Origin of the sequence: Bacillus sp. GB_SG_008, assembly GCF_052038115.1 — a bacterium.
GTDB lineage: Bacteria > Bacillota > Bacilli > Bacillales > Bacillaceae_G > Bacillus_A > Bacillus_A rhizoplanae.
In genome coordinates, this window is the sequence record NZ_JBPZSK010000006.1 from 96,332 (window position 1) to 120,180 (window position 23,849).

At 32.6% G+C, this 23,849-nt stretch carries 24 protein-coding genes; 7 read left to right on the forward strand and 17 right to left on the reverse strand.

Going from position 1 to position 23,849, the window contains the following annotated elements:
• Positions 1 to 26 precede the first annotated feature (26 nt).
• The 3 genes from ACTDJC_RS16440 to ACTDJC_RS16450 all read right to left on the reverse strand — a co-directional run bounded on the left by ACTDJC_RS16440 (position 27) and on the right by ACTDJC_RS16450 (position 2,757).
• A complete protein-coding gene (locus ACTDJC_RS16440) occupies positions 27 to 578 on the reverse strand; it encodes an MFS transporter (protein WP_253629654.1) in 552 nt (183 codons plus the stop codon).
• The gene (locus ACTDJC_RS16445) at positions 575 to 2,011 is read right to left on the reverse strand and encodes an FAD-binding oxidoreductase (RefSeq protein ID WP_440604080.1); all 1,437 of its coding nucleotides are present in this window, start codon (positions 2,009 to 2,011) and stop codon (positions 575 to 577) included. The genes ACTDJC_RS16440 and ACTDJC_RS16445 overlap by 4 nt, the downstream gene beginning before the upstream one ends.
• A gap of 143 nt (positions 2,012 to 2,154) precedes the next feature.
• Positions 2,155 to 2,757: a DJ-1/PfpI family protein gene (locus tag ACTDJC_RS16450; RefSeq protein ID WP_440604081.1), complete on the reverse strand. Its 603-nt coding sequence runs from the start codon at positions 2,755 to 2,757 to the stop codon at positions 2,155 to 2,157.
• Between the two features lie 228 nt (positions 2,758 to 2,985).
• Between ACTDJC_RS16450 and ACTDJC_RS16455 the strand changes: the two genes are divergently transcribed.
• Positions 2,986 to 3,549, forward strand: coding sequence for a hypothetical protein (locus ACTDJC_RS16455; RefSeq protein WP_440604082.1), 564 nt, complete (start codon positions 2,986 to 2,988; stop codon positions 3,547 to 3,549).
• A gap of 221 nt (positions 3,550 to 3,770) precedes the next feature.
• On the opposite strand, the gene ACTDJC_RS16460 is transcribed toward ACTDJC_RS16455, so the two are convergent.
• The gene (locus ACTDJC_RS16460) at positions 3,771 to 4,754 is read right to left on the reverse strand and encodes a DNA-binding protein (protein WP_098310342.1); all 984 of its coding nucleotides are present in this window, start codon (positions 4,752 to 4,754) and stop codon (positions 3,771 to 3,773) included.
• A gap of 351 nt (positions 4,755 to 5,105) precedes the next feature.
• Here ACTDJC_RS16460 and ACTDJC_RS16465 point away from each other — a divergent pair, with 351 nt between their 5' ends.
• A complete protein-coding gene (locus ACTDJC_RS16465) occupies positions 5,106 to 6,266 on the forward strand; it encodes a tyrosine-type recombinase/integrase (protein WP_440604083.1) in 1,161 nt (386 codons plus the stop codon).
• A 62-nt stretch (positions 6,267 to 6,328) separates the two neighbouring features.
• Here the strand turns inward: ACTDJC_RS16465 and ACTDJC_RS16470 are convergent, their stop codons facing one another.
• Both ACTDJC_RS16470 and ACTDJC_RS16475 read right to left on the reverse strand, forming a co-directional pair.
• Positions 6,329 to 6,559, reverse strand: a complete 231-nt coding sequence (locus ACTDJC_RS16470; RefSeq protein WP_098311366.1) for a hypothetical protein — start codon at positions 6,557 to 6,559, stop codon at positions 6,329 to 6,331.
• Between the two features lie 538 nt (positions 6,560 to 7,097).
• Positions 7,098 to 7,955, reverse strand: coding sequence for a DegV family protein (locus ACTDJC_RS16475; RefSeq protein WP_098311367.1), 858 nt, complete (start codon positions 7,953 to 7,955; stop codon positions 7,098 to 7,100).
• Positions 7,956 to 8,229: 274 nt separating this feature from the next.
• Here ACTDJC_RS16475 and ACTDJC_RS16480 point away from each other — a divergent pair, with 274 nt between their 5' ends.
• Positions 8,230 to 8,550: a hypothetical protein gene (locus tag ACTDJC_RS16480; protein ID WP_440604084.1), complete on the forward strand. Its 321-nt coding sequence runs from the start codon at positions 8,230 to 8,232 to the stop codon at positions 8,548 to 8,550.
• A 148-nt stretch (positions 8,551 to 8,698) separates the two neighbouring features.
• On the opposite strand, the gene ACTDJC_RS16485 is transcribed toward ACTDJC_RS16480, so the two are convergent.
• From ACTDJC_RS16485 to ACTDJC_RS16500, 4 genes are all read right to left on the reverse strand, one after another.
• Positions 8,699 to 9,406, reverse strand: coding sequence for a cytoplasmic protein (locus tag ACTDJC_RS16485; protein WP_440604085.1), 708 nt, complete (start codon positions 9,404 to 9,406; stop codon positions 8,699 to 8,701).
• 26 nt (positions 9,407 to 9,432) lie between these two features.
• On the reverse strand, positions 9,433 to 10,143 hold the full coding sequence (locus ACTDJC_RS16490) for a polymer-forming cytoskeletal protein (protein ID WP_098311370.1): 711 nt from the start codon (positions 10,141 to 10,143) through the stop codon (positions 9,433 to 9,435).
• Between the two features lie 13 nt (positions 10,144 to 10,156).
• Positions 10,157 to 10,780, reverse strand: a complete 624-nt coding sequence (locus tag ACTDJC_RS16495) for a YhbD family protein (protein ID WP_440604086.1) — start codon at positions 10,778 to 10,780, stop codon at positions 10,157 to 10,159.
• 198 nt (positions 10,781 to 10,978) lie between these two features.
• On the reverse strand, positions 10,979 to 12,754 hold the full coding sequence (locus tag ACTDJC_RS16500) for an ABC transporter substrate-binding protein (RefSeq protein WP_440604087.1): 1,776 nt from the start codon (positions 12,752 to 12,754) through the stop codon (positions 10,979 to 10,981).
• 100 nt (positions 12,755 to 12,854) lie between these two features.
• Between ACTDJC_RS16500 and ACTDJC_RS16505 the strand changes: the two genes are divergently transcribed.
• Positions 12,855 to 14,066 (forward strand): MDR family MFS transporter, encoded by a 1,212-nt coding sequence (locus tag ACTDJC_RS16505; RefSeq protein ID WP_440604088.1) that lies wholly within the window; start codon positions 12,855 to 12,857, stop codon positions 14,064 to 14,066.
• Positions 14,067 to 14,087: 21 nt separating this feature from the next.
• Here ACTDJC_RS16505 and ACTDJC_RS16510 read toward each other — a convergent pair whose 3' ends face one another.
• The 6 genes from ACTDJC_RS16510 to ACTDJC_RS16535 all read right to left on the reverse strand — a co-directional run bounded on the left by ACTDJC_RS16510 (position 14,088) and on the right by ACTDJC_RS16535 (position 19,542).
• On the reverse strand, positions 14,088 to 14,483 hold the full coding sequence (locus ACTDJC_RS16510) for a cytosolic protein (protein WP_098311374.1): 396 nt from the start codon (positions 14,481 to 14,483) through the stop codon (positions 14,088 to 14,090).
• Between the two features lie 102 nt (positions 14,484 to 14,585).
• Complete coding sequence (locus tag ACTDJC_RS16515) at positions 14,586 to 14,834, reverse strand: GlsB/YeaQ/YmgE family stress response membrane protein (RefSeq protein WP_098311375.1); 249 nt, start codon at positions 14,832 to 14,834, stop codon at positions 14,586 to 14,588.
• Positions 14,835 to 15,023: 189 nt separating this feature from the next.
• Positions 15,024 to 16,379 (reverse strand): FAD-binding oxidoreductase, encoded by a 1,356-nt coding sequence (locus ACTDJC_RS16520; RefSeq protein WP_440604089.1) that lies wholly within the window; start codon positions 16,377 to 16,379, stop codon positions 15,024 to 15,026.
• Between the two features lie 429 nt (positions 16,380 to 16,808).
• Positions 16,809 to 17,975 (reverse strand): DUF418 domain-containing protein, encoded by a 1,167-nt coding sequence (locus ACTDJC_RS16525; protein WP_440604090.1) that lies wholly within the window; start codon positions 17,973 to 17,975, stop codon positions 16,809 to 16,811.
• A gap of 523 nt (positions 17,976 to 18,498) precedes the next feature.
• Positions 18,499 to 18,684 carry a DUF3970 family protein gene (locus ACTDJC_RS16530; protein ID WP_098308589.1) on the reverse strand — a complete coding sequence of 62 codons (186 nt, stop codon included), beginning with the start codon at positions 18,682 to 18,684 and terminating at the stop codon, positions 18,499 to 18,501.
• A 72-nt stretch (positions 18,685 to 18,756) separates the two neighbouring features.
• Entirely contained in the window at positions 18,757 to 19,542 is a 786-nt protein-coding gene (locus ACTDJC_RS16535) for a class I SAM-dependent methyltransferase (RefSeq protein ID WP_440604091.1), read from the reverse strand.
• Between the two features lie 354 nt (positions 19,543 to 19,896).
• On the opposite strand from ACTDJC_RS16535, the gene ACTDJC_RS16540 reads away from it, so the two are divergent.
• On the forward strand, positions 19,897 to 21,099 hold the full coding sequence (locus ACTDJC_RS16540) for an MFS transporter (RefSeq protein ID WP_440604092.1): 1,203 nt from the start codon (positions 19,897 to 19,899) through the stop codon (positions 21,097 to 21,099).
• Between the two features lie 32 nt (positions 21,100 to 21,131).
• On the opposite strand, the gene pduL is transcribed toward ACTDJC_RS16540, so the two are convergent.
• Positions 21,132 to 21,701, reverse strand: coding sequence for a phosphate propanoyltransferase (pduL, locus tag ACTDJC_RS16545; RefSeq protein ID WP_440604093.1), 570 nt, complete (start codon positions 21,699 to 21,701; stop codon positions 21,132 to 21,134).
• Between the two features lie 377 nt (positions 21,702 to 22,078).
• Between pduL and ACTDJC_RS16550 the strand changes: the two genes are divergently transcribed.
• On the forward strand, positions 22,079 to 23,278 hold the full coding sequence (locus ACTDJC_RS16550; protein WP_440604094.1) for an LL-diaminopimelate aminotransferase: 1,200 nt from the start codon (positions 22,079 to 22,081) through the stop codon (positions 23,276 to 23,278).
• Between the two features lie 132 nt (positions 23,279 to 23,410).
• Positions 23,411 to 23,821 (forward strand): 3-hydroxyacyl-ACP dehydratase FabZ family protein, encoded by a 411-nt coding sequence (locus tag ACTDJC_RS16555; RefSeq protein WP_440604095.1) that lies wholly within the window; start codon positions 23,411 to 23,413, stop codon positions 23,819 to 23,821.
• The last annotated feature ends 28 nt before the right edge of the window (positions 23,822 to 23,849 follow it).

The following is a 23,849-nucleotide window of genomic DNA, read 5'->3' on the forward strand; positions in this document are numbered from 1 at the left end:
TAACCACATATAACCGATAACATATGTTATCGGTTATATGTGGTTTGATTATTTGTCCGCCAAATTACGATACCGCTTATCATATATAGAATTGAAGCGACATAAAAAATAGTTCCAATGGTTAAAAAATCAACTAAGTATCCTGTTAAAATAATAGCTATTGCTGCTCCTAAGGATGTCCATATGTGATATTTTCCAATTTCATAACCAGCATCTTGACGTTCTACCTTTCGTACAAGCGATGTTTTTTCTGTATTTTTCTGCACAGCTCCTAAACACCCCATCATAATTTGCAAAATATATACATGCCAAACATCTGTAGCAATTGGAAAACATAGCATCAAAACAGCCATTGACCAAGAATATATGATTAAGAGCTTTCTATCACCGAATCGATCGGAGATTCTACCAATCAGAGGGTACACAAGAGCTGATGTTAACGCAAATAAACCGTATGCCCAGCCAAATTGTGAAAAACTGTTGCCAACGTTTCTTAGTAGTAATACATAAAAAGGAAACACCATACTTCCTGCCATCATAATGAGACTTTGTGAAACTACAAATCTTGTATATGTCATTGACCATACTCCTTGTAAAATAGATTAACAAACCGTTCTTGTGGGTCGTATTCCCTCTTTTTTTGAAAAAATTCGTTTGTAAGTGAGTAAGCTTTTTGCAATTGTTGTTTTTCTGTATAAGGATAATATGGCAAATAGTAGCTTCCATCATGTTGCAAAGTAACATTCACCATTTTCTGTATCACTTTTTTTGTTTTTTCTATTTCTTCTTCAGATCGTCCCTGATTGATAAGAAGTACAAGAGCAAACATATCCTCTTTCGCGTATGACAAAACTGCACTATCATTTTTTGTCACATATCGAATAGTAACATTAAGAAGATTTAATTCTTCTTGTTCTAATACTTTTCTGAGGTCATCTATATACGAAGAAAAGTGATTAACAGGAATAAAGTACTCTTGTAAAATTTCTGTATGATTCGGATTTTCATATTCCATGAATACACTATCTGATCGCATTACATTATTACGAGTTTCATAAGATCCATCCGTACGTTCAAAATATTTTTTTTGGATATTCCAAAACATCGTTTTTCCCCAGTCGCTGTACCTAGATAATCCAAGAAAAAACTTTGGAAGTGCAACATTTGTTTCTTCTTTTAAAGTAATATATTGTTCTCGATTCTCTTGATTCGTAGCGAGAACGTAATTTGTCACATACATCTCACGTAAAAATGAATCTGGCGCGACAGAAATACGAGCTAAATGCATCCTCACTTGTTCATCACCCTCAACATGCTCCTTGAAATAAGAAGTATATTGGTGATAATCTAACGTTTTAGTTCGTATTTGGTACAGTTCATCTTCTGCTAACTTTAGTGTTACATCTAGAATGACTCCAAATAGACCGTATCCACCTATTACTAAAGAGAATAGTTCTGCATTTTCATTTCTACTTACATTTTTAATTACGCCGTCTGCCATTAATAAACGAAATGAATCAACTGTATCTATAAGTGCATCATGCCGAATATCCCTTCCGTGTACATTTGCACTTAAAGAACCACCGATGGTGAAGATATTTTGTGATTGCATAACTTGAATGGCAAGGCCGTATGGATTAATAATTTTTTGAATGTCATTCCACGTTGCGCCGCTCTGCACTCTTATTCTTTTTTGCTTCGGATTGAACTCCAATATTTTATTATAACTTTTCATATCTAAAACAGTGCCATTTGGATAATATGTATGACCACCTTGACTATGCTGCATCCCAGCAATAGAGAGTTTTTCATTTGAAGTATTTGCATCTCGAACCAATTGTTGCAGCTTTTTTTCATCGTCAACACTCTCTATTCGTTTAACCTTTGTCGGAAGTAATCGTCCTGAATCTGTTATAACAGGCTGAGTAAGTTGTTGCTTATACGTATGTACTGATACAGTTAGTAAGGTAGTGTATATGGCTAAAGAAATTATTATTTTACCTCTTTTCAATTTATCCTCTCCCTTCAATTAAAGTGTAATATTACACTTTAATTGAGATTATACCATTTGATTTCAAGATTATAAATAAAAAAATCAGTGCTTTATTATAAAGTGCTGATTTTTCCTAAAAATTCAATTCTTTATTCAAGGATTTAAATCCTTTTCCATACTGTCCCTCTTTTTTCATACTCTAGTCTTCTTTCGACTGAATAAGCTGCTTCAGAATTTACAAAGCGTTCAATGAGCCATATAGCTAAATCGACACCTGAAGTTACTCCTCTTGCTGTAATAATATCATGATCATCAACAATTCTGGCACTTAGCACTTCACATCCGTATGATGCCATTTCGTTTTTAGCAAGATGATGCATAGTAGTTTTCCGTCCTGCTGTAATTCCTGAAACAGCCATCAACATTCCGCCCGTACAGACACCAGCGATAACAGCCCCTTGCTGATAAAATTTAGCGATGAATTCAGGTAATATACCTTTATCCGCTTCTATTTTTGCTCCCTTTTCTCCTCGATGATTCCACCCACCACCAGGTACAATTAAAATATCTGGACAATTGTCTTCACTAAGAAAATCATTCACTTCGACTGTTAGGCCATAAAACCCAGTCACCGAATTCAAATTTAATGTAACCATTTTCACATCGAAATTTGCTCCGAACTCATTAGCACGTTTTAATACCTCATATGGTCCTATGGCATCTAGTTCATCAAAACCATCAAATAATACAATTTGAATATTCATCGTTTGCCCCCTAACTGTAAGCATCTGCACAATATATATTAAATGAGTTAACAGAATAATAACATAATGTTTTCTTTATCAATGTTTATAAAAAAATGTTATTTACTCTTTTACCGCAAAGATTTGTAACAACAGCGATTAACTATTTTTGTCGGACCTTCATACAGGATTTTAGTCAATCAATATTGAATTTCTAAAGGGCTTTATTTTTGTTAGGAGGAATCTATCATGATGAACTATTTTTCTATAATTAGTGATTTAGTTTTTATAGATCGCAAGCACTTGTTTACAGAAACAGACATTATGCTGTATCATCCCGGTCATTTCCTAGAATTAAATGAACTTGTTGCAAAGCATTGCTCTCAAGAAATTGTAAAACATATTTTCATTCCTTCTATTTTTAATATATTTCTACAAGCAAATGAATTTGAGTATCATAGAGAATTATTAATTCAACTAGGAGTTCCTCATGAGAAAATCCAACCGATTACAGGAGATTTTTCTAATGTAGAAAGTGTAATAAAAAGTGCGTTTAACATAATCAATAATCAAGAAATAAGGAATGTATTACTTGCTGGAAAAAGTTTTTTCTGTCGAAGATTTTTATTACTTGCCTCACTATATGCTGCGGAAGATAAAATCTTAGATGTTCTTCCACTGCAAGATCAACGACAAATTAATCGCGATACTTGGCACACAAGTGAAAAAGGAAGACAAAGAATCACAAATGAAATTAAACAATATCACGAAATTACAGAAAGACATCCTTTTCTTTTTCACTCAAAATTCTAACACATAAAATTATTATGTAAACTATATGTGGGAAAATAGGACCTAAATATATCCAAATGAATCTAAGGATTCTTTGAGCCTCTGTATAGAATTTCATATATTATAGGTATAATATCATTACCACTTATATAAAACCCTCTAAAAAAGGAATCTGAAAGGCCGTTTTTTAGATACCTTAAAAATTTTTGTATATTAAAAGACTTATCTACATGATAAGTCTTTTAATATTTCATTATATGCCGATCCAATTTTTCTCGAATTGCTGAAGTAATAAACTCTTCTATTGAAATCTTTTCTTCATTTACAATATTTGAGATAGACTGATACTCAGATGAAGATAATACTATGCTTTTCGTAACACTATTGCTGTCTAAGTAAATACTATTATTTAGACGTTTTGCTAATTTTCCTTCTATTATATATGGCATAAGAGAGTCAATCCACTCTTGTTGAAACTGCATAGGAACTTGAATGAGTGATTGGCGAATTTCAACGATCCAAAAATTGTGTTCTTCGGAAATTCGAAGATTTCGTGGAGATACATATTGCAATAAGTAATCCATTCGCTGAAAAATATCACTTCGTAAATGATGTGTTTTTAGAAAACGAAACTTTACAAATTTTTGATGATGACTCCTCGGTTTATCTGATAATTGATATGCTGGAAAAAAGCCACTTTCTTTCGCCTCTTGCAGTGTCATATCATTTCCAAATTCATCTGTTACTATAATATTTCCTCTTTTAGGAATAGACGTTATACGAGCAATTGTATTTCCTTGTATAAATTTTTGAAATAAAACAACATTATATTTTCGAGAATATGTATAAAGAGCATTGGCGTCATCTAATCTTTCAGCTAATTGTTTTACCTCTTCCTCTTGTACAAATTTTGTTTCTTTATTTCGATGTATTTGAATTGTATAGGATAACTCCCCTTCTTCGATCCATTTACATAATTGATACATACTAACATGAAACTGTTTACTTGCTTGGTTTAATGTGATTCCTTCTGTATGTAAATGTGATTGTAATACAGTAACCTCTTCTCTTTGAAACAAAAAACTCCCATCTAATCGCCAAGTATCTTTATTAATTGGAGTTAATTTATTTTCTTTCATTAATTTTTTAAATGTGAAATTTGTAATACGTAAATACTCTTTTACCTCATTTGTATCCATATATTGTTCATATGTATGCTCGTACATGCAAATAAATCCTTTCTATTTAAATCTAATTATATTTTATATAAAAATATAATTTAAAATAATAACGAAATAAAATGTAATTTCATTATAACATAGCTAAATAAAAAATTATAATTATATTATAAACAAATATAATTTCTTTTAATTTTAAAAATAAGATGTGTATTGTTTTAATTCAACTCACGAAAAATAAAATTTATAAATCAATTTTAAATCATAGAAAATGTGTGATTTTCTATAGTTTACAATTAATATTGTGTTTTATATAAATGCACTTTAAAATAAATTATAGGTACACTTTAATTTGTTTCATTAAAACTACATAAGAAATACATAAGGATTTGATATGACATGAAATTTAATTTATTACCAATTTATAATTATAATTCGTTATTACACAATAAAAATAGTAAAGAAAAATTCGGAAATACGATTGCAATATGGAATGAAGATTTTTTAAAACAAGCTGAGGATCGAAAAGAGCAGAATGAACGTGAACATACATATTCATATGCGGGTTTTTCTGATGAAGAAATTTTATATTATTATTTGAATCGACAAACACATTTTGATAAAAATAAACGAGTAAAAGACACATCTCGTCTTCTCTATTCTAGAGATTTATCACAGTTTTATTTTTTTATTCGAGAACATATAGAATTTTTACAAATGGATGTGGAGAATTTCAATGTGGGTAAAGTATGGATAAATTTAAGAAAACGACATATTCGTAATTATCAAAAGTGGCTTGCTGAAGATGCAATCTCCTATCAATCTAACGAAGCATATAAACCAGCAACGATAAGTCGAAAACTACGAATTACTCGGTCCTTCTTAAAATGGTTATATGAAATTGAATACATTAAAGAGCCTCTATATATTGACATACTAAGTACAACGATAACGAAAAAACATAAACCAAGAAGAGAATTATCTTATGAAGAAGTAAAACAATTGCTGTCATATTATAAAAATAATCCTATCAATTATGCTCTGCTTTCAATATTAGCAACAACTGGACTACGTATTGCGGAAGTTGCACATGCGAAGTGGGAAGATTTAGAGTATGATACATTGCGTAATCGTTATTATTTATATGTAAATACGAAAGGTGATTCTGAACGAATTGTACCAATTAACAAAGTTGTATTTGAACGGATAATCGCTTTTCGAATCCGTCGCCGTTTGCCAACTGAGTTAGGTATTAAGCATGGTGGTACCATTTTTCAAACAAAAAATCATACAGCATATAAAGAAAATTATTTGTCTCAATATATCACCAAAATCATAAAAGAAACTAATTTATCATTTACAAAAAATGAAAAAATAACTCCTCATTTCTTTCGACATTTTTATGTTCAATATTTATATGATTATAAACAAGTACCACCACATATCATTGCAGCAGCTGTTGGTCATAAAGATGATCGTACAACAAAAGAAAATTATTTGAAGCAGAGATTAATGAAAGACCATGATGCAGGGAATTTAATTCATGAGGATGAGTTTTAACTATAAAACAGGAAGAGCATATTTTGTGAGCACTTCCTGTTTTTTAGTTTACAATAATCTTTTTATATTAAACTATATCTATTTTGTTTACGCCCTTTTCCACTCTCTTTGATTATATAAGATTTCCTAACAAGTGTTGTTAAAGAGTCTACTAATGTTTTATATGATAAATTCGACAAAACAAGTAAATCATTCGTATATAATATTCTATGTTTTTCTAATAGTAATAAAATAAGTCGTTCTGATGGTTTTAATGCCTCATCGCTTTCAAGAATAAAATCAATATTTTTCATGAACATACACCCTTAAAATAAAATTTAAACGTTATTATATTAATATTTATTATGTTAAAATTATATAATAAATTCAATGTTTTGTCGTGATAATTATTGTTTAGTAGATGATTTGGTTATAATTATTTTTTAATGGAATAATTATAATATTTTATTTTGTATTTTTATATGTGCATTCTACTGATTTTGTGCTCTTTGGGTGCAATACATCAAATCCACGATTATTAATTCTACTTATGTTCCCTTTTTCTTGCTGTAAACAGAATGTGTTCATTTCTTTAATAAGTTGATTTCCTTTTTAAAGAAAAAGAATAGAACTATTCGTTCTCAACGAATAAGTAGTATCAACCTTCATTATTAGCTCGATTGTTTGCAGCAAATTGGAAATAAGTAAAAACATCACGGCACATACCATGAAAAAATTTTCAAGATTTTCCCATCCTCACATAAAATATAATTAGCATATAAGAGTTTGGAAATTAGTAATTTTTCATAATAAAAAAGAAAATGCCTCTTATTTTAAGAGACATTTTCTTTTTTACACTTCATTTAAGAAAAATATAGCTAATGTTCCCGGACCAGCATGAGCTCCAACAGCTGCACCAATTGAATTTACTACAAATACTTTACATCCAAATTTTTGAGTAATCATTTCTGTTAGTATGTTTACACTTTCTAAATCATCACCGTGTGAAATTCCAATTGTTTGATTTTTAAGATCTTTCCCTCTTGTTTCCATAATATCTACTATACGCTGAAACACTTTCTTCCGGCCACGTATTTTTTCAAGTGGAATGAGTTTTCCATCTTCTACATTTAAAATAGGTTTAATATTTAACAAGCCACCTATAAATCCTGCTACTTTGCTTAATCGTCCACCACGAACTAAATATTGTAAGTCTGCAACAGTAAATATGTGTTCCATATGTTCCGTCATGAAATCGATACGGTTTAAAATTTCCTCTTTTGTTGCTCCGTTTTGTGCCATTTTTGCTGCTTCTAATACTACAAGTCCTTGGCCAGTTGACGCACATTTTGTATCAATAATGTCTAAAGAAAAATTAGGATAGGCTTCTTTTACTTCTTCTCCTACAAGAACAGAAGATTGATACGTACCAGAAAGTTCAGAAGTAAAAGCTAAATAAATGCATGTTACATCTTGTTTTGCGTATGTAGTGAATACTTCTTGAATTGTTTCTAAAGAAGGTAAGGATGTTCTATATACTTTCCCTTCTTTCATATTTCGAAGCAAGTCTATTGGATCTAGTGTTACTCCATCTAAAAATTCATTCTCTTGTTCATCATATACACGAAGCGGAATTACCTCTATATCATAAGTATGAAGCAACTCTTTTGGTAAATCTGCCGCACTATCTGTAATGATTTTTATTGTCATTGTTCGTTAAACCTCAATTCTTTTATAAATATACATAAATTCGATTAGTCCCTCTTAAATTATATATGCAATACATGGATTAAGAAAGCGAAAAATCTTATATAAAACATTTCTGTTATATTGTATTCATGAAGAAAAACAGCAATGAATTTTTTCTAATATAAATAAAAAAAACGTTTTTTCATTTATGGCCATATTACTATTTCATGTTTTTCATAAAAAACGTTATAATAATATATAGCCTCTTAGATTAAGAAATAAAGGAGAATAAAACATGGCAAAAATTAAAGTATATCAACCAAGAGAAGAGCATGTAGATGCAGTAAAAACTATAATTGATGTTGAGGAATTAAACCCAACAGCTACTGATTTACAAAATTTATATGCATGTGTATTAGAAACTGAAGATATGTCTTTACCTGAAACCTACATTGAAGAAGATATTTTAATCGACTCTGTTGAAGGAATGGTAAATGCTTCAGCAAATAAAGTGAAAAATTTAGGAACATATGATGTAATCGAAGTACATAATAAAGGTAAGAAGTTACAAATTTTATTATTAGCAGATGAAGAATACGAGATTATTGAAGAATAATTTCAGTTTAGGTTACTGAATCATTAAAATAAAAGCACTCTCTTCATATGAAGGGAGTGCTTTTCATCAATTTCATTAAAATTCCCTTTAAATCTTGAGGTAAGACGCGAAAAAAAATAGCTCTTAAATCAAGTTTTTCAATGTACCACTATATTTGTTTATATTCTTTCACAATTGATCGATCTGCATTTTTGTAACTTTCGTGATATTCTACCACACTGATTTCACACTTTGGACCAATCGTAACATTGTTACCTCGAACAACATCAGCTTTTGTATATTCAAGATAAATTTCATCTCCCTCGATTATATTGGCATGAAGATATCCTCCGTGTTTCGAGAAAGGAAAGAACGATGATTTTTTTCGAACTGTAATTTTCTCGCCTCCTATTTCTTTTACATTGCTGTGCTCATATCTTATAGTGATATCAATATTTCCAGCATTCAGCATACCTGTAATTGTAAAACCTCCATTTAATATGAAATTCTCTGTTTCTAAGTTACCTTTCACATTTATTCCACCCGTTACATCGACCTCTTCACCAGTAAAATTTTCACCAATGTCAAACATCCCTCGTACTTTTGTACGTTTCACTTCTGTCGGGCCACCAACTTCAAGATTACCGTTAACTTTCACATTTTCTGAATCCAAATCTCCACGAATTTTCGTTTCTCCAAACACAGTAATCATGTGTGCTTTTACATTTCCTTGCACTTCACTCGTTCCATACGTCTTAAACACATCGCAATCAATATCATCCAAAATCGTTCCTTCTCCGCGAATTTTGACATTTTTGTAGATACCACCTGATGAATTACCAGAACCATTTAAACTAAGGTTATACTGTTCTTTCATGCTATCTTTCCCTTTCTGTTAAAAATTTAAATTTTTCGACTTTCTTTTACGTTAGCGTTTTTATCGATTTGACAAACCCCTGTATATTCAATAAGATTAATTTTACAATTTGGTCCAACCGTAACATTGTTACCTCGAATTGTGTTCGTGTTTGTATACTCAACTATAATATTGTCCCCTTCTATTAACTCTGTTTCCATTCGAGTAGTAAACATTGTTTCGAAGAGCCAACTTAAAGCGGATTTCCTATATTTTATGTTAATCGTTTGACCGCCTATTTCTTTTGCTTTACATTCACCGTGCATATCAATAAAAATATCATCTGCACTCAATAAGCCACCCACGATAAATTGTCCTTCTGATTTGAATGTATCTACTTCACAATTCCCATCAATGATTGCTTTACCGTGAATATTCATGTCCTCACCAAATACATTTCCTCCGACTGTTCCTTTACCGGAAATTTTTATTTTCTTTACAACCGCTGCCTGTTGTATACTGCCGCTGCCTTCAATGCTCATTTGTAGAGCATCTACTTTTCCATTTATCTTTCCGGAACCACTTATTTTTACTGTCTCAGCTTTTATATCTCCATTTACATGACCAGAACCGTTACATTCGAAATCCACACATTCTAAATCCCCATTTACAGTCCCTCTTCCGTTTAATTGTACATTGCGAAACTGCCCTCCGTTCGACATTCCATGTCCATTAATTAATAAGTCATCAGTTTTCACTACTTTCCCTCCATCACAACAACTTTGTTTTTAATTCTTCTGCACAAATCACTAAAGGTAAACGTATAACAATTTTAGTACCCTGATCAAAATATAAATCCTCTACACTCGAAAGTAAGAAACATGTTGAAATACCTAACTTTCGAATAAAAATAAGTTCACCATGTTTGTTCTTCATCGTTTCATAGTGCTCATTTAAAACATGTAACATCAATTTTCCTTCTTCAAGACTTATCTCTCCAGACTGAAGTACCTTTTCCAAAATATAAATAAAAAGGATTTTTGCAAAACGAAATTTAGTCATTTCTTGATTTTGCTCTATAAAAAAACGTACAACGGATTCTGAAGCAATCCCACGTTGTACAATGTCTTCCTTTGTTAAACAAATCTCATTCACATTTGGTGAGAACATGTCCGCCAAATCATCAAGAGACAAATTTTCTTTCATCGTCTGAATTTTTTCGATTCTATCTAAAATCTTTTCCTTAGGAAAAAACGTCTCCTGCCCTGTAAACGTTGATTTTCGCACAAACCAATCTTCTGGTATTAAGTTTTTTCTTTTCCACCTATATAGCTGACCATAGGAGATTCCAGTAAGTTCTAACAAGTCTTTTTTCGAAATTAAGTCCTGACTCAAAATTTTGCTCTCCCTTCTTTTTATTCAATGTAACATAACATTGTTACGCTGTAAATATACATTTTCCCATTTTTATAAAAATAGACTAAGATTATCACTATGCTCCATATAGCTTTATCCGTTTTCTATCTAAAGAATAAACCCATCATTTCATCGCATGAAGGTCGAAGAAATGATGGGTATGTGCACGTTGTTTTACTACTTTGTTACGTTATGTGTATGCTTAAACCATATATGATAAAAATTAATCCAGCCCTGGGAATTAATTGCTACATTTTGTATGGTTTCATGCGTATGTATCGTCATATAATTTCGATACAAAGGAATGATATGAATATTCTCTAACAGCTCCTGTTCTGTTTCCTCTAACAATTGCATACGCACACTCCGATTTTGTTCCTTAAATACACGTTTCAATTTCTCATTTAAATTGAAAGAACTATGCTGATGAAGAAAACTATTTGTCGTTAGCAGTAAATATAGATAACTTAATTCAGCGTGTTCGCTCATCGTAGCACTATCATGAATCAAATCAGCTTCTTGTATTGTTCGAAGTGTAAGAAGTTCATGTGCATCTAAAAAAGATAGTTCTATCTTAATTCCATACTTGGCACATTCCCTTTGAATCCAATGTGAATCCTCAACATGATCTTGATCCTGAAAGGTATATAAATATAATGTTTCTCCTTTGTACCCACTAATTCCTAGTAACTCTTTAGTTGAACTTTCTTTATTTATTTCGATTGTTTTTCCTAATAACAGATTCATTGCTACTTCTCCACGTTCACCTTTTAAATTATTTAATATTTGCATGCCGTTGATGATTTGTTTTAAAGCTTGCCGAAAGGCTATATGTTGCATTGGACCTTGCTTTTTTGTATTGAGTGTAATGTATGTTACGTTCGCTTCTAATTGAGACGTTTCTTTTTTAACGCTCTTTCTATCATGGTGTAAAGAACCTAACAATACTTCATAACCACTATGACTACTTATATCTTGGAAATACCAAAGTTCAATACGATCAAGAAATGGGCGCTCGCGAAAATACAAATGATTTACTTCTAAAATAAGTAATGCATCATCATTTTTAAGAAGCTTGAATGGACCTGTTCCGTTTAATATGTATTGATCATTCTCCTTCTCCTGTAATTCAGGAATAATAGAACAATGTTCTCCACCTAAAATATGTAAAAATAATTCATTTTCTGTTTGTAAATGAATTTCAATTGTATATTCATCAACAATATGTATTTTTTCAATATCTTGCAACATCCAGAGATGAGGGTTGTCTTTTGTACTAAAAAAACGTTTGAACGTATACTTGACATCGTGTGCAGTAAACGGTTTTTGATTATGAAAATGCACTCCTTTACGAAGATAAAATGTCCATATTTTATGTATATGATTGTATTCCCAATAAAAAGCGAGACGAGGTTCTATTTCATTTGTCATTTCATTGTAATGAACGAGCGTATCACAGACGTGCTTAACAATATGACATTCAGAGCGAAGCGTAACATACATAGGATCTAGACATGTAATTGGGTTTATACGCATGTTTAATCGTAAAACATCTATTCTTCCTTTAGGTGACTGTTCAATATGGTATCCAAAAAGTGTGTCAATCCATGCTTGAAATTGTTCTAATATGTACGGAAAATACTCTGCATATGTTTGAATGAAGGCTTTTCCATTTTTAACTTCTCCTTGTTTTACAAGCTTTTTTCCTCTTTCGTAAATAAGTGCGGCAGGTTCTTGTAGAAAAGCAAGCTTAGACCGATTTCCCCTTCCGCGTCCTGGAGACCAACTAATCCATTGCATTTCTTCTAGTTTTTTTATTGTGAATTTACTATTTCGATCTGTACAATATAATGATTTTGAAATGTCTTGCAGCGATATTTCTATGCTTTCACCAAGTTCTTTTCCTTTGGCATGCTGCAGCCAAAGCCGTATGTAATGATCCAAAATTATCATACATGTCCCCCTAAAAGATGAAAAATTTCTTTGCTTCATTCTACTCTTTTTCCTCTTTCCTTTCCATCATAGAATTTCCATATAGAAAGGAGAGAATGAAATGATGATATTTGGAAAACGTTATAGCAAGCCTATATGGATTCGGTTATTTGGAGAACTGCTAACGAGTACAACTGGAGCAATGCTCGCACTTATTTTTATCATATATGTAAACAAAGCATTAAACGGAAACGCCTTGTTTACCATGTTACTTTTCGGATTACAACCGCTTAGCGAAATTGTCTTTACACTTTTTGGGGGCAGTATTACTGATCGCTTTGGCAGAAAATCAATTATTTTAATTGGATTACTCTTACAGGCAAGTGCTATGACTGGTTTCATTTTCGCGGAATCCGTTATACCATTCGCTCTCTTCTACATTATGAATGGTCTGGGACGTTCTCTTTATATCCCTGCACAACGAGCGCAAATTGCTGATGTAACAGAGAAAGAAAAGCAAGCTGAAGTATTCGCTCTCATTCAAACAGCTGGAGCCGTTGGAACCATCATTGGTCCAGCGACTGGATATCTCTTCTACAAAGATGATCCGACCATTCTTTTTATCTTAGAAGCTGCTGCTCTATTTCTCTATTCTGTTCTTGTATGGACGCAGCTCCCAGAGACTGCTCCACTTCAACAACATGATGAACAAAAAACTACGCCTACGAAATGGAAGCATTTTCTCTTAGAACATTATAGCGTATTTGGACTTATGATTTTTATGCTGCCGATTAGTTTTTTCTACGCACAAATGGAAACGAATTATCGACTTTATGCTGAAAAGGAATTATTCACAAATTTTATGTTTGTATTTACATTTATGGCTACATGTAAAGGAATTATGGAGATTGTTTTGCAAGTGGGAATCGTAAAATGGGCAGAGAAATTTTCTATGCAAAAAATTATTGTTATTTCTTATATTTGCTATACGATTGCCGCGATTGGTTACGGCTATTCCAATACATTATGGCTACTGTTTTTCACACTATTAATTTTAACAATCGGAGAGAGTATCGCATTAAATCACTTACTACGTTTTGTTTCAGAATTAGCACCGGAACATATGCGAGGGATTTATTTCTCTATTTACGGTACGCATTGGGATATTTCACGAATGCTTGGTCCCGTAGCTGGAGCATTATTATTACAACATTTTAGCGGGAGTTTCTTATTTAATATTTGTGCCGTATTTCTTATTATTGGTGGCATCGGCCAATATTTCTTTATAAATTATATTCTTAAACAAGACAAAACAAAAAGGCTGTCCGCATAAGGAACAGCCTTTGTTATGTAATTAAGCTTCAATCTCTTTTCCATCTTCTACAATATGATACAGCAAGTGCGCTAAATGATGAATTGGACCGTATTCTTCCTCTTCTTCATCTGTTTCACCTTGGAATTCAAGATCATTTAAATACAGTGCTACAAATTCATAAAATAGCTTTAAATCGAAACCGTAGCAAGCGATTGGTTCTTCTTGATCACCTTCATATTGGAGCGTTAAATATTGCTCATTACCTTCTGCATCTTCTGCATCAAAGAATACAAAAAAGCCAACATTTGTATCTAAATCAAACAGATGACGAGTTCCGCCTTCTGTTGCTTTGTTAAAGTCATCTTCATTTAACTTATAAACAGTTGTTGCTTGTGCATTATCTTCTTGATGAAAATTAACTGTAAATTTTTTCATGTTGACACCTCCAAATGGTATATCCCTAGCATAACAGATTTATTAACATTACACAAAATTAACGAAAAAGGACTGTTTACGAAAGTAAACAATCCTATTGTTTTATTTTTTTATCATGCGAAGTATAAAGCTAGCGATAAAGATCAGTATAAGGGCACCAATTAAAGCTGGTACAATGTAAAAACCACCAATAACTGGACCAAATTTTCCAAATAAAGCTGTACCAATCCAAGAGCCGATGATGCCGGCAATTATATTACCAATAATACCACCAGGGATATCCTTTCCAATCAGTAAGCCACCAAACCATCCTAAAATGCCACCAACAATTAATGACCATATGAATGACATGAAGTTATTTCCTCCTTATAACAGTAAATATAGTTATACATGATACAAATGCGGAATTATTTATCATTAGTTATGCTACATTCTTATAGAACTATGCACTGAAGTCGCTATTTCTTTACGAAATTACATAGTTAGTATATTGACTTTTGAACATACTTTTTGGAACGAAAACTCTGTTTTAAATCATTATTAATGACATTCCGTTACTCCCTGTGGAAACGAGAATACATTTAATGGATCATATTTCTCTTTCACTTTCCGTAATTTCTTAGCATTGCTGCCATAGTAAGCTTCTTCATAATTTTTCAAACCGCTATAAGGGAAGTTCACAAATGATCCTTCTGTTATTGATTCTATATATTTAAAACTCTGTTCCATCCATTTGATATTGTCTTTTGCAAATTTTGCATCCTCCCATATAGTTTGAATCCCCATTATATACTTGGCATCTCGATAATAAAATGCTGTTGCTTCTTTAGGCACCTCTTTTACTTTTCCACCAAGTGCATATAGACTTACTGCTGCAAAAATACTTCCTGCTGCTCTCTCTTGAATGAGGTCAACAATGGCATTAATCTCCTGTTCATCATAATCCTGATACACAAATCTTCCTGTAGATTTAAACATCTCTGATTCCGGATAAGATGATTGTAACTTTGTAATAGCTTCAAAAAATGTTATATATTCTAAATTCATTCTTATGCCGTCTATGTTGATTAACATTTGTAAAATTTCTTCTGCTTCTTCTGGCTTACCATAAAATATTCCTCGTCCATAAATCGCCATTTCCTCAGTTTCTGAATTATATATACTGGCACCAAGCGTAATTCTGTTATCTAGATTAATTATCCACTCTTGCCATTTATACAGAAATTCTCTGTGTGTTTCTAATAAAGCATCTGGCCAATATATTTCAACTAAAGTCACCTTATCTATTTTTGCTGGGAGTTTAAATGTCATGGATACAACAACACCAAAGTTCCCACCACCAGCTCCGCAGCCTGCCCAAAATAAATCTTTATGAGACTTTTCGTTTGCAATAATCAATCTCCCTGTATAATCTATTAATTCCAGTTCTAGTAAACTATCACATCCAAGTCCAAGGTATCTGCTCAAATATCCCCATCCGCCTCCTAATGTGTACCCACTTATCCCTACAGTCGGACAAGTCCCCCCAGGAAATGGATACCCTTTCGCAGAAATAAAATCATAGACTTGCTTATTCTTTACTCCGCCTTGCACTTTTAACGTATGCTTATTCTCATTCAATTGCATGCGATGCATTCTACTTATATCAATAACAAGAACACGATTTCCAATAGAATATCCTTCATAATGATGTCCACCTGATCGAATCCGGATTTCTATGCAATTTTTTCTTGCCCAAATAATCGCATTACTCACATCCCATTTTGTATAACAATACACAATAACTAAAGGGAATTTTTGAATTGCTTGATTCCATTCTTGTCTAGCTTCTTCATATTCTCGATCATATCTTGTAATTACTTCACCTGTTAACCCTTGGTAACTCATTTCAAGCATGATAAACATCCTTTACCTATTCCAAACAGAAGTTGTTTTCTTTTCAAAATAATATATGTCTTTTATGCATTCTGTGTTCGTTGTATTTGTTTCATTAAAAAAATGTTTTAAACTATAGAAAAAGTATTAGGCTGCTAAAAAATAGTTGTAGACTGAAAAGGTGTTGTCTGTACATGAAAGCACTTTTTGCTAGTATAAAGTATCGTAAAACCTTTAAAAGTCCCTTCAGAAGTAATGAAGGAACTTTCCATTCACATAATCAGCGTTATTTGTAGTGACTTCTCGCTAGGAAATTACACATGGCAAAAATACAAGTGGCTCATTTAGCAATTAGTCTATATCTTTATTTTATTAAATTAGAAAAACAAGAATCGAGAAATCTAATTAGACCAACGATATTTAGTCTAAAACATTTTTTAAAAAGAACACTTATGCCTGCAAATCTTTTTTCGATGTTTTTTCCCTTATTAGTAAGTTAACTAGATGCTTGCGTGCTGTTTCCATCGGTCCCATGGTAAAGTAACCTAACCATAAAGTAGCAAAGAGTAACTGCAGCAAACAGATTAATATCCAAACAGAAATGACCGTAAACGAGTTGGGGTTTCCACCAAACCCCAAGCCCCAACCATAAAACAGAACTGAACACAAAATATTTTGTAATACATAGCAGCTCAAGGACATCTTACCTGCTCTTTCTAGAAAGCTCCATAATGAAAAGGAATGGAATTTTTCAACCAACAAGCTGATTGCCCCCATGTATCCAATCGACAGAATCGGAGCAAATACATACCTTACTGGAAAATCAAAATAACCTCCGGGAATAAACAGCAATAAGTTTAGAGGTAAACCAAGAGACAGTCCGATCTTCATCATCTTTTTGCGAATGTTCCGTCCATTATCATCGTTCGCAAAAGCTCCTTTCCTCATCAGCAGAACACCTGTTAAAAATAGAAAAATATTAAAGGGAATAACAAAGATTGCTTCTGTCCGCAAATTCCAAAAATGGCTAAGTCGATATTGAACCTGTTCCAACCAAGATCCACTTTGATAAAGCTTAGTGACTTCTTGAGGTGCTGCAAATGACTCACTATTTACTTGATGTCCCAGTACACCTAAGCAAACAATTAATATAAAGAAGGCATGAATCACTGCAGTACTGATCATCGTTATTCGCATCGTTTTTTCTCCTACTTTGACGATAAGAGAGACAATAATCGCGGTCATTGCATAAGACATCAAAATGTCGTACTCCAGCACCAAGGTAAAGTGCAGAAACCCTTCGAGAAGTAGAATTAAGGAGATCCATATGTATATTCCTGGCCAAGGACGGCTCAACCGTTGCGATTGCTGGTATTTTAATTCCAATCCAACGCCAAACATGATGGTTAATAAGCCAAGTAATTTGCCATTAATTAAAGCTAAAAATAAAGTTCGTAAAAAGGCGTCGCCCGATAACCACCACTTGTTATGAGTAAAGGTAAATATATAATTCAAATCCCCTAAATGTGCAAAAATCCAAATATTTGTTCCTAAGGTCCCTAAAATTGCTAATCCTCGTAAAATATCTAGACTTCGAATTCGTTTACTGCTTTTCATGTTTCACTCTCCGCTTTCTTAATTTTTTCATTATTAATCACACATTTACTTTATTTGGAAAAAATACCATATATACCATAATTGCATAAGAAGCAATTAAAGATTTTATTTGTATAACGTCTACATGTGAAGTTGGCATAACATGAGTTATCGGCAGTCAATGTAACTAGAAGCTTATAAAAATGCCCTCCAGCTAAGCGGTCTGGAGGGGGGTTCTTGTTCACATAATCAAGCTTATAGGTGGTTCTTTGTAAGTTCAATCGTCCTTTTTCCCCGTATAAAAATCGTATATCTACTATTTAGTCTAGTACTTTATTTTAATAAAAAAATAGGGAAATCTAATTAGACCAACGATGCTCAGTCTAAAACATTTTTATAACAGGTCAGTATTTACACATGAACATGTTGCATTCATGCTCTCATGGGCTATTCATCAAGTTAATAAGCTATAAGTGTAGTTTTTCTCTTTCTCATGCAAAATAAAATAACCAATCCTAAATTGGCTTGGTTATTTTGTAATCTATTATTTTATTTGTTCTTTTTGCTTATATGTTAAATACGCTAAAACACTCTTGCTATTTGTATACTTCGGATTATTTCCTTTCCGTGGTTCACGAGAATGTGTTTTTTCATATCCAGGTACCTCAGGCATATCTTTTAAAAATTGCATAACTTCAGCTTCTGTTCCTTCAATACGTACACGAATCATCATTGTTGCTCCTTACTATATATGTTTTACTCTACCAAGTATATCGACTACTACAAATCCCGCAAGTATGAATTATCTTTTTAAGGTAGATGATTTTCTAGCAACGAACAAAGTCATTTCTGTATAAAAAGACTGTATTTCATTTTTTTCTATCGTGATATGAAACCATTCTTGTATTTCTTTAGGAGCTTTTATCATATAGTGTGTTAATTCATCTCTTTCATTTTTAGGAACATTCATCATATCACACCACCATTCAAACTTAAATTCTTTATCAAAAGTGGTATATGATTGTACTTGTAAACCATTTCTTTCTAATAACGATATCCATTCTGTCTTTTTATAAGCACGTTGGTGACTTGGATCACGCTTTTTCTCTAAAAAGTTATAAAAAACATCGTATTCTTCAACTTCTGGAGCAACATTATCAATAAGAAGAAACAGACCATGTTTTTCTAATGTTCGATGTACTTCCGTAACGAATCGATCAATGTTGGTAAAATGATGTGCAGCAATGCGGCACGTAATGGTATCAAACGATTCATTTGGAAATGGTAATTTTTCTGCGTTCCCTTGTACAAATGAAACATTTGTATGTCCATTTGAACGAATAAATTGTTCTGCTTTCTCTAGCATGTTCTCTGTCAAATCAAATGCAATGACATCTTGAAATAAAGAAGCTAATGCATTTGCAACGTGTCCTCCACCGGTCGCAATATCAAGAAGACGATCATTCTTATTGTTTTGAACGTTTTCAATGAGAAATTGTAAATCCGTTCCCTTTGCATGAATTTGACTCGTTACATATTTCGTAGCATTTTGACCAAATTGGTTCACAACTAACTTTTCATTATTCATTTACATCAGCCCCTTTAATCCCCTTTTCCTTCATAAAGTTATATGAACAGTTTTAAAGTCCTGCAGAAACTAATTTTTATTTATCACATCTAGTCCTCCCATGTATACATTCATCATATTTATATACGCCTTTATATCCTTATTTCCCTATTGATTTTATATATTAATAGTTACATGAATCTATTTTAATCTGTCCATTTGTAATGGAAATAACTTGTAAATCAAAAAATTTGAAATTCTTCTTTCGAACCCTTAATATATACCCTAACTCAAAATATACAGTTATAAGATGAAATGGAAAAAGGAGGTTTTATATACGAGTTTCACTACTATTAAAGACTGAGAGGTTATTCTATGTGGCGTAATAAAAACGTATGGATTGTTCTAACTGGTGAATTTATTGCTGGGGTAGGTTTATGGCTTGGAATTCTAGGTAACCTAGAATTCATGCAAAAGCATGTTCCATCTGATTTTATGAAATCCGTTATTATGTTTATTGGATTATTAGCCGGAGTCCTTGTTGGTCCCATGGCAGGAAGGTTTATTGACCAATATTCTAAGAAAAAAGTACTTCTATATGCAGGCTTTGGTCGTGTATTAAGCGTTATTTTTATGTTTTTTGCTATTCATTACGAGAGTATTTTATTTATGATTTTATTTATGATCGCCATTCAAATTTCTGCAGCCTTTTATTTCCCTGCACTACAATCTGTTATCCCACTTATTGTTCAGGAACATGAATTATTACAAATGAATGGAATTCATATGAACACTGGAACAATCGCTCGTATTGTCGGTACCTCGCTGGGCGGAGTCCTTCTTGTTGTAATGAGTTTAAAATATATGTATGCTTTTTCAATGGCCGCTTACGCACTATTATTCTTTTTTACTTTTTTATTAAACTTTGAAGATACGAAAACAGATATAACGAATGAAAAGAAATCACAAAATACAAGTTTTATAGAAGTGTTTCACATCTTAAAAGAAGTCCCTATTGCATTTCGCGCTCTAATTTTAAGTATTATTCCGCTATTATTTATCGGTGGCTTTAATTTAATGGTTATTAATATTAGTGAAATGCAGCATGATACAACAATTAAAGGATTTATTTATACAATTGAAGGTTTATCGTTTATGCTCGGTGCATTTGTAATTAAACGTTTATCAGAACACGTTTCATCATATAAGTTACTGTATATTTTTTCATTTTGTATTGCTTTCTCTCACTTATCCCTCTTTTTTAGTAATATAAAATGGATGACACTTGTATCTTTCGGTATGTTTGGATTTAGTGTTGGCTGCTTCTTTCCTGTTATGTCAACGATTTTCCAGACGAAAATTGATAAAGGCTACCATGGGCGTATATTTTCATTCCGTAATATGTTTGAGCGTGTAATGTTCCAAATTGTCTTACTCGGAACGGGTTTCTTCTTAGATACAATCGGATTGCAATATATGGTACTTATTTTCGGTGTCATTTCTCTACTTATTATTTTAGTTTCATTATCACAGCAAAAACAACCGAGTAAAAATACTTCTCAAACAACAAATATGTAGAAGCCATCTCATGTTAGAGATGGCTTTCATTATTATGAAAGTAGTTCACCAAAGTCACCTGTCTTAATATCACCACTGTTCGCTTCATCCGTATCAATATGCATATCTAGTGCAAATGTATCTTTCACACGAACTAATACTTGATGAAAAATTATCGCTCGATCTCCACCTACTTTAATACTCACATATTGCCCATCTTTCACTCGAAAATGTTCCGCATCTTCTGATGTCATATGAACGTGCCGCTCAGCAACAATTACCCCTTTATCAATTTGAATTTTACCATTCGGACCGATTACGGTAATACCAGGTGTTCCATCGATATTTCCTGATGAACGAATGGGAGCACTAATTCCAAGCTTCCGTGCATCTGTTTTTGAAATCTCCACTTGTGTAAATTTGCGAACTGGCCCAAGAATTCGTACTTTCGCAATTTCTGATTTCTCAGTTTTGATGGTAACTGTTTCTGCTGCGGCGAATTCTCCTGGCTGAGAAAGTTCTTTTGCTATTGTTAACTCATAGCCATTTCCAAAAAGTTTTTCCAAGTCTTCCTTTGTCACATGAATATGCCGATTTGATACACCAATAGGAATTTGCTTCATGTTTATTTCTCCTTTTGTGAATATACATTTTCTATTGTTTCCTGATTTGTGAAATTTAGTTATTAGGAGTAATAAATGTTATGAAAAAATTGTAATAGGTGTGTTTAATGATTTTTTTGAAGTGACCTTACTTTTTGCATTATATATCCAAATAAGGAATCCATATTCTATGTGTAAATTTTAGAGGGGTTATATTACTTTTTATTATTATTTATAAAAGTAGTACAGTGAATGAAATTTTGTTTTAATTGCTAGTTTTGTATTTTCGTAAAAAAATGTTAAAATGTAAATATGTGTGTTTTCAGAAAAGTAAAAGAATATGAATACTAAAAACAAAGTTTAATGAAAACAGTAGTATTTTTTAGGAGGGGTTATACATGAAGTACACGCTTGCAACAAGAATGAAAGCATTCCAATCCTCAATTTTTAGTGAATTAGCAGCCTATAAAAAAGAGAAAATTGCAGAAGGTCATGAAATTATTGATTTAAGTATCGGAAATCCAGATATGCCTCCGGCTGATATTGTACGAGAAGCACTAGTAAGTGCAACAAATGAAAAAAAGAATTATGGATATACATTGACAGGTACACAAGAATTTCACAATGCTGTGACAGAATATTATGAGATTAATCACCATGTCGCTTTAAATGCTGATAACGAAGTATTATTATTAATGGGATCACAAGACGGACTTGTTCATTTACCGATGGCTTTTGCTAATCCAGATGATATTATCCTTGTTCCAGATCCAGGTTATACGGCATATGCAACAGGACTTGCAATGGCAGGTGCAACTCCGTATTTTATGCCATTAAAAAAAGAAAATGCTTTTCTTCCTGATTTACATACGATCCCGAAAGAAGTTGCCGAAAAAGCAAAAATGATGATATTAAACTTTCCTGGTAATCCTGTACCGGCAATGGCAACAGAATCATTTTTTACTGATGTTATTGCTTTTGCAAAAGAATACAATATTATCGTCGTTCATGACTTTGCTTACTCTGAATTTTATTATGATGGACAAAAGCCTATTAGCTTCCTATCCATTCCGGGTTCAAAAGATGTTGGTGTCGAAATCAACTCTCTATCTAAAAGTTATAGCTTAGCTGGTAGTCGTATTGGCTATATGATTGGAAATAAAGAGATTGTAGAAACACTTAAACAATTTAAATCAAACATCGATTACGGTGTCTTTCTTCCAATTCAAAAAGCCGCAACTGTTGCTTTGCGAGAAGGTGCTTCATATTGCGCAACAAACCGGGCGATATATCAAAAACGAAGAGATACATTTATTGATGGCCTAGCCGAAGCAGGCTGGCATGTTGAAAAACCGGCTGGAAGTATGTTCATATGGGCAGAAATTCCACAAGGCTGGACTTCTTTAGAATTTGCATACGCATTAATTGATCGTGCCAATGTCGTTGTCACACCTGGTCATGCGTTTGGCCCTCATGGCGAAGGGTTTGTTCGTATTGCCCTTGTTCAAAATGAAGAGAAGCTACAACAAGTAGTTAACAACATTAAAAATAGTGGTATTTTTTCTAGTGAGGGTGCAGCCAATTTAGTAAAAAATTAATTACCTTTTCCCTGCTCTTTTTTTCGAAGCAGGGGACTTATTTTTATAGGAGGAATGAATAGCTGATACAGTTCTCCCTCTCTTATCTTGATTTAGAAACTGCACTTATAATATATAATCAGGAGGTAACGCATGAACAAAGTTAACATTCAAAGTGTACTTCCGCACCGACATCCTTTTTTAATGGTTGATCATATCGTTGAAATGGAATCTGGCAAGTGGGTAAAAGGTTACAAAAATGTAAGTTGCAATGAATGGTTTATAACAGAATCACAAACGACAATGCCACACATGTTAATTATTGAAGCAATTGCACAACTCGGAGCATTTGTCAGCCTGGAAAATACTGTTGGATTAGGATTTCTCTCATCATTAGAAGGAGTAGAATTTTTAGGATGCGCTCAGCCTGGTGATCGATTAGACCTATATTATGAAGTTATTCGAAATAAACGTGGATTTATTCTCGGAAAAGGTCATGCCGCTGTAAATGGAACGACAATTGTCAACGTAGATAAATTGTTAGTGTATATGGAGTCTGAGTAACAATAGAGCCAAAATCCCAATTTACAAA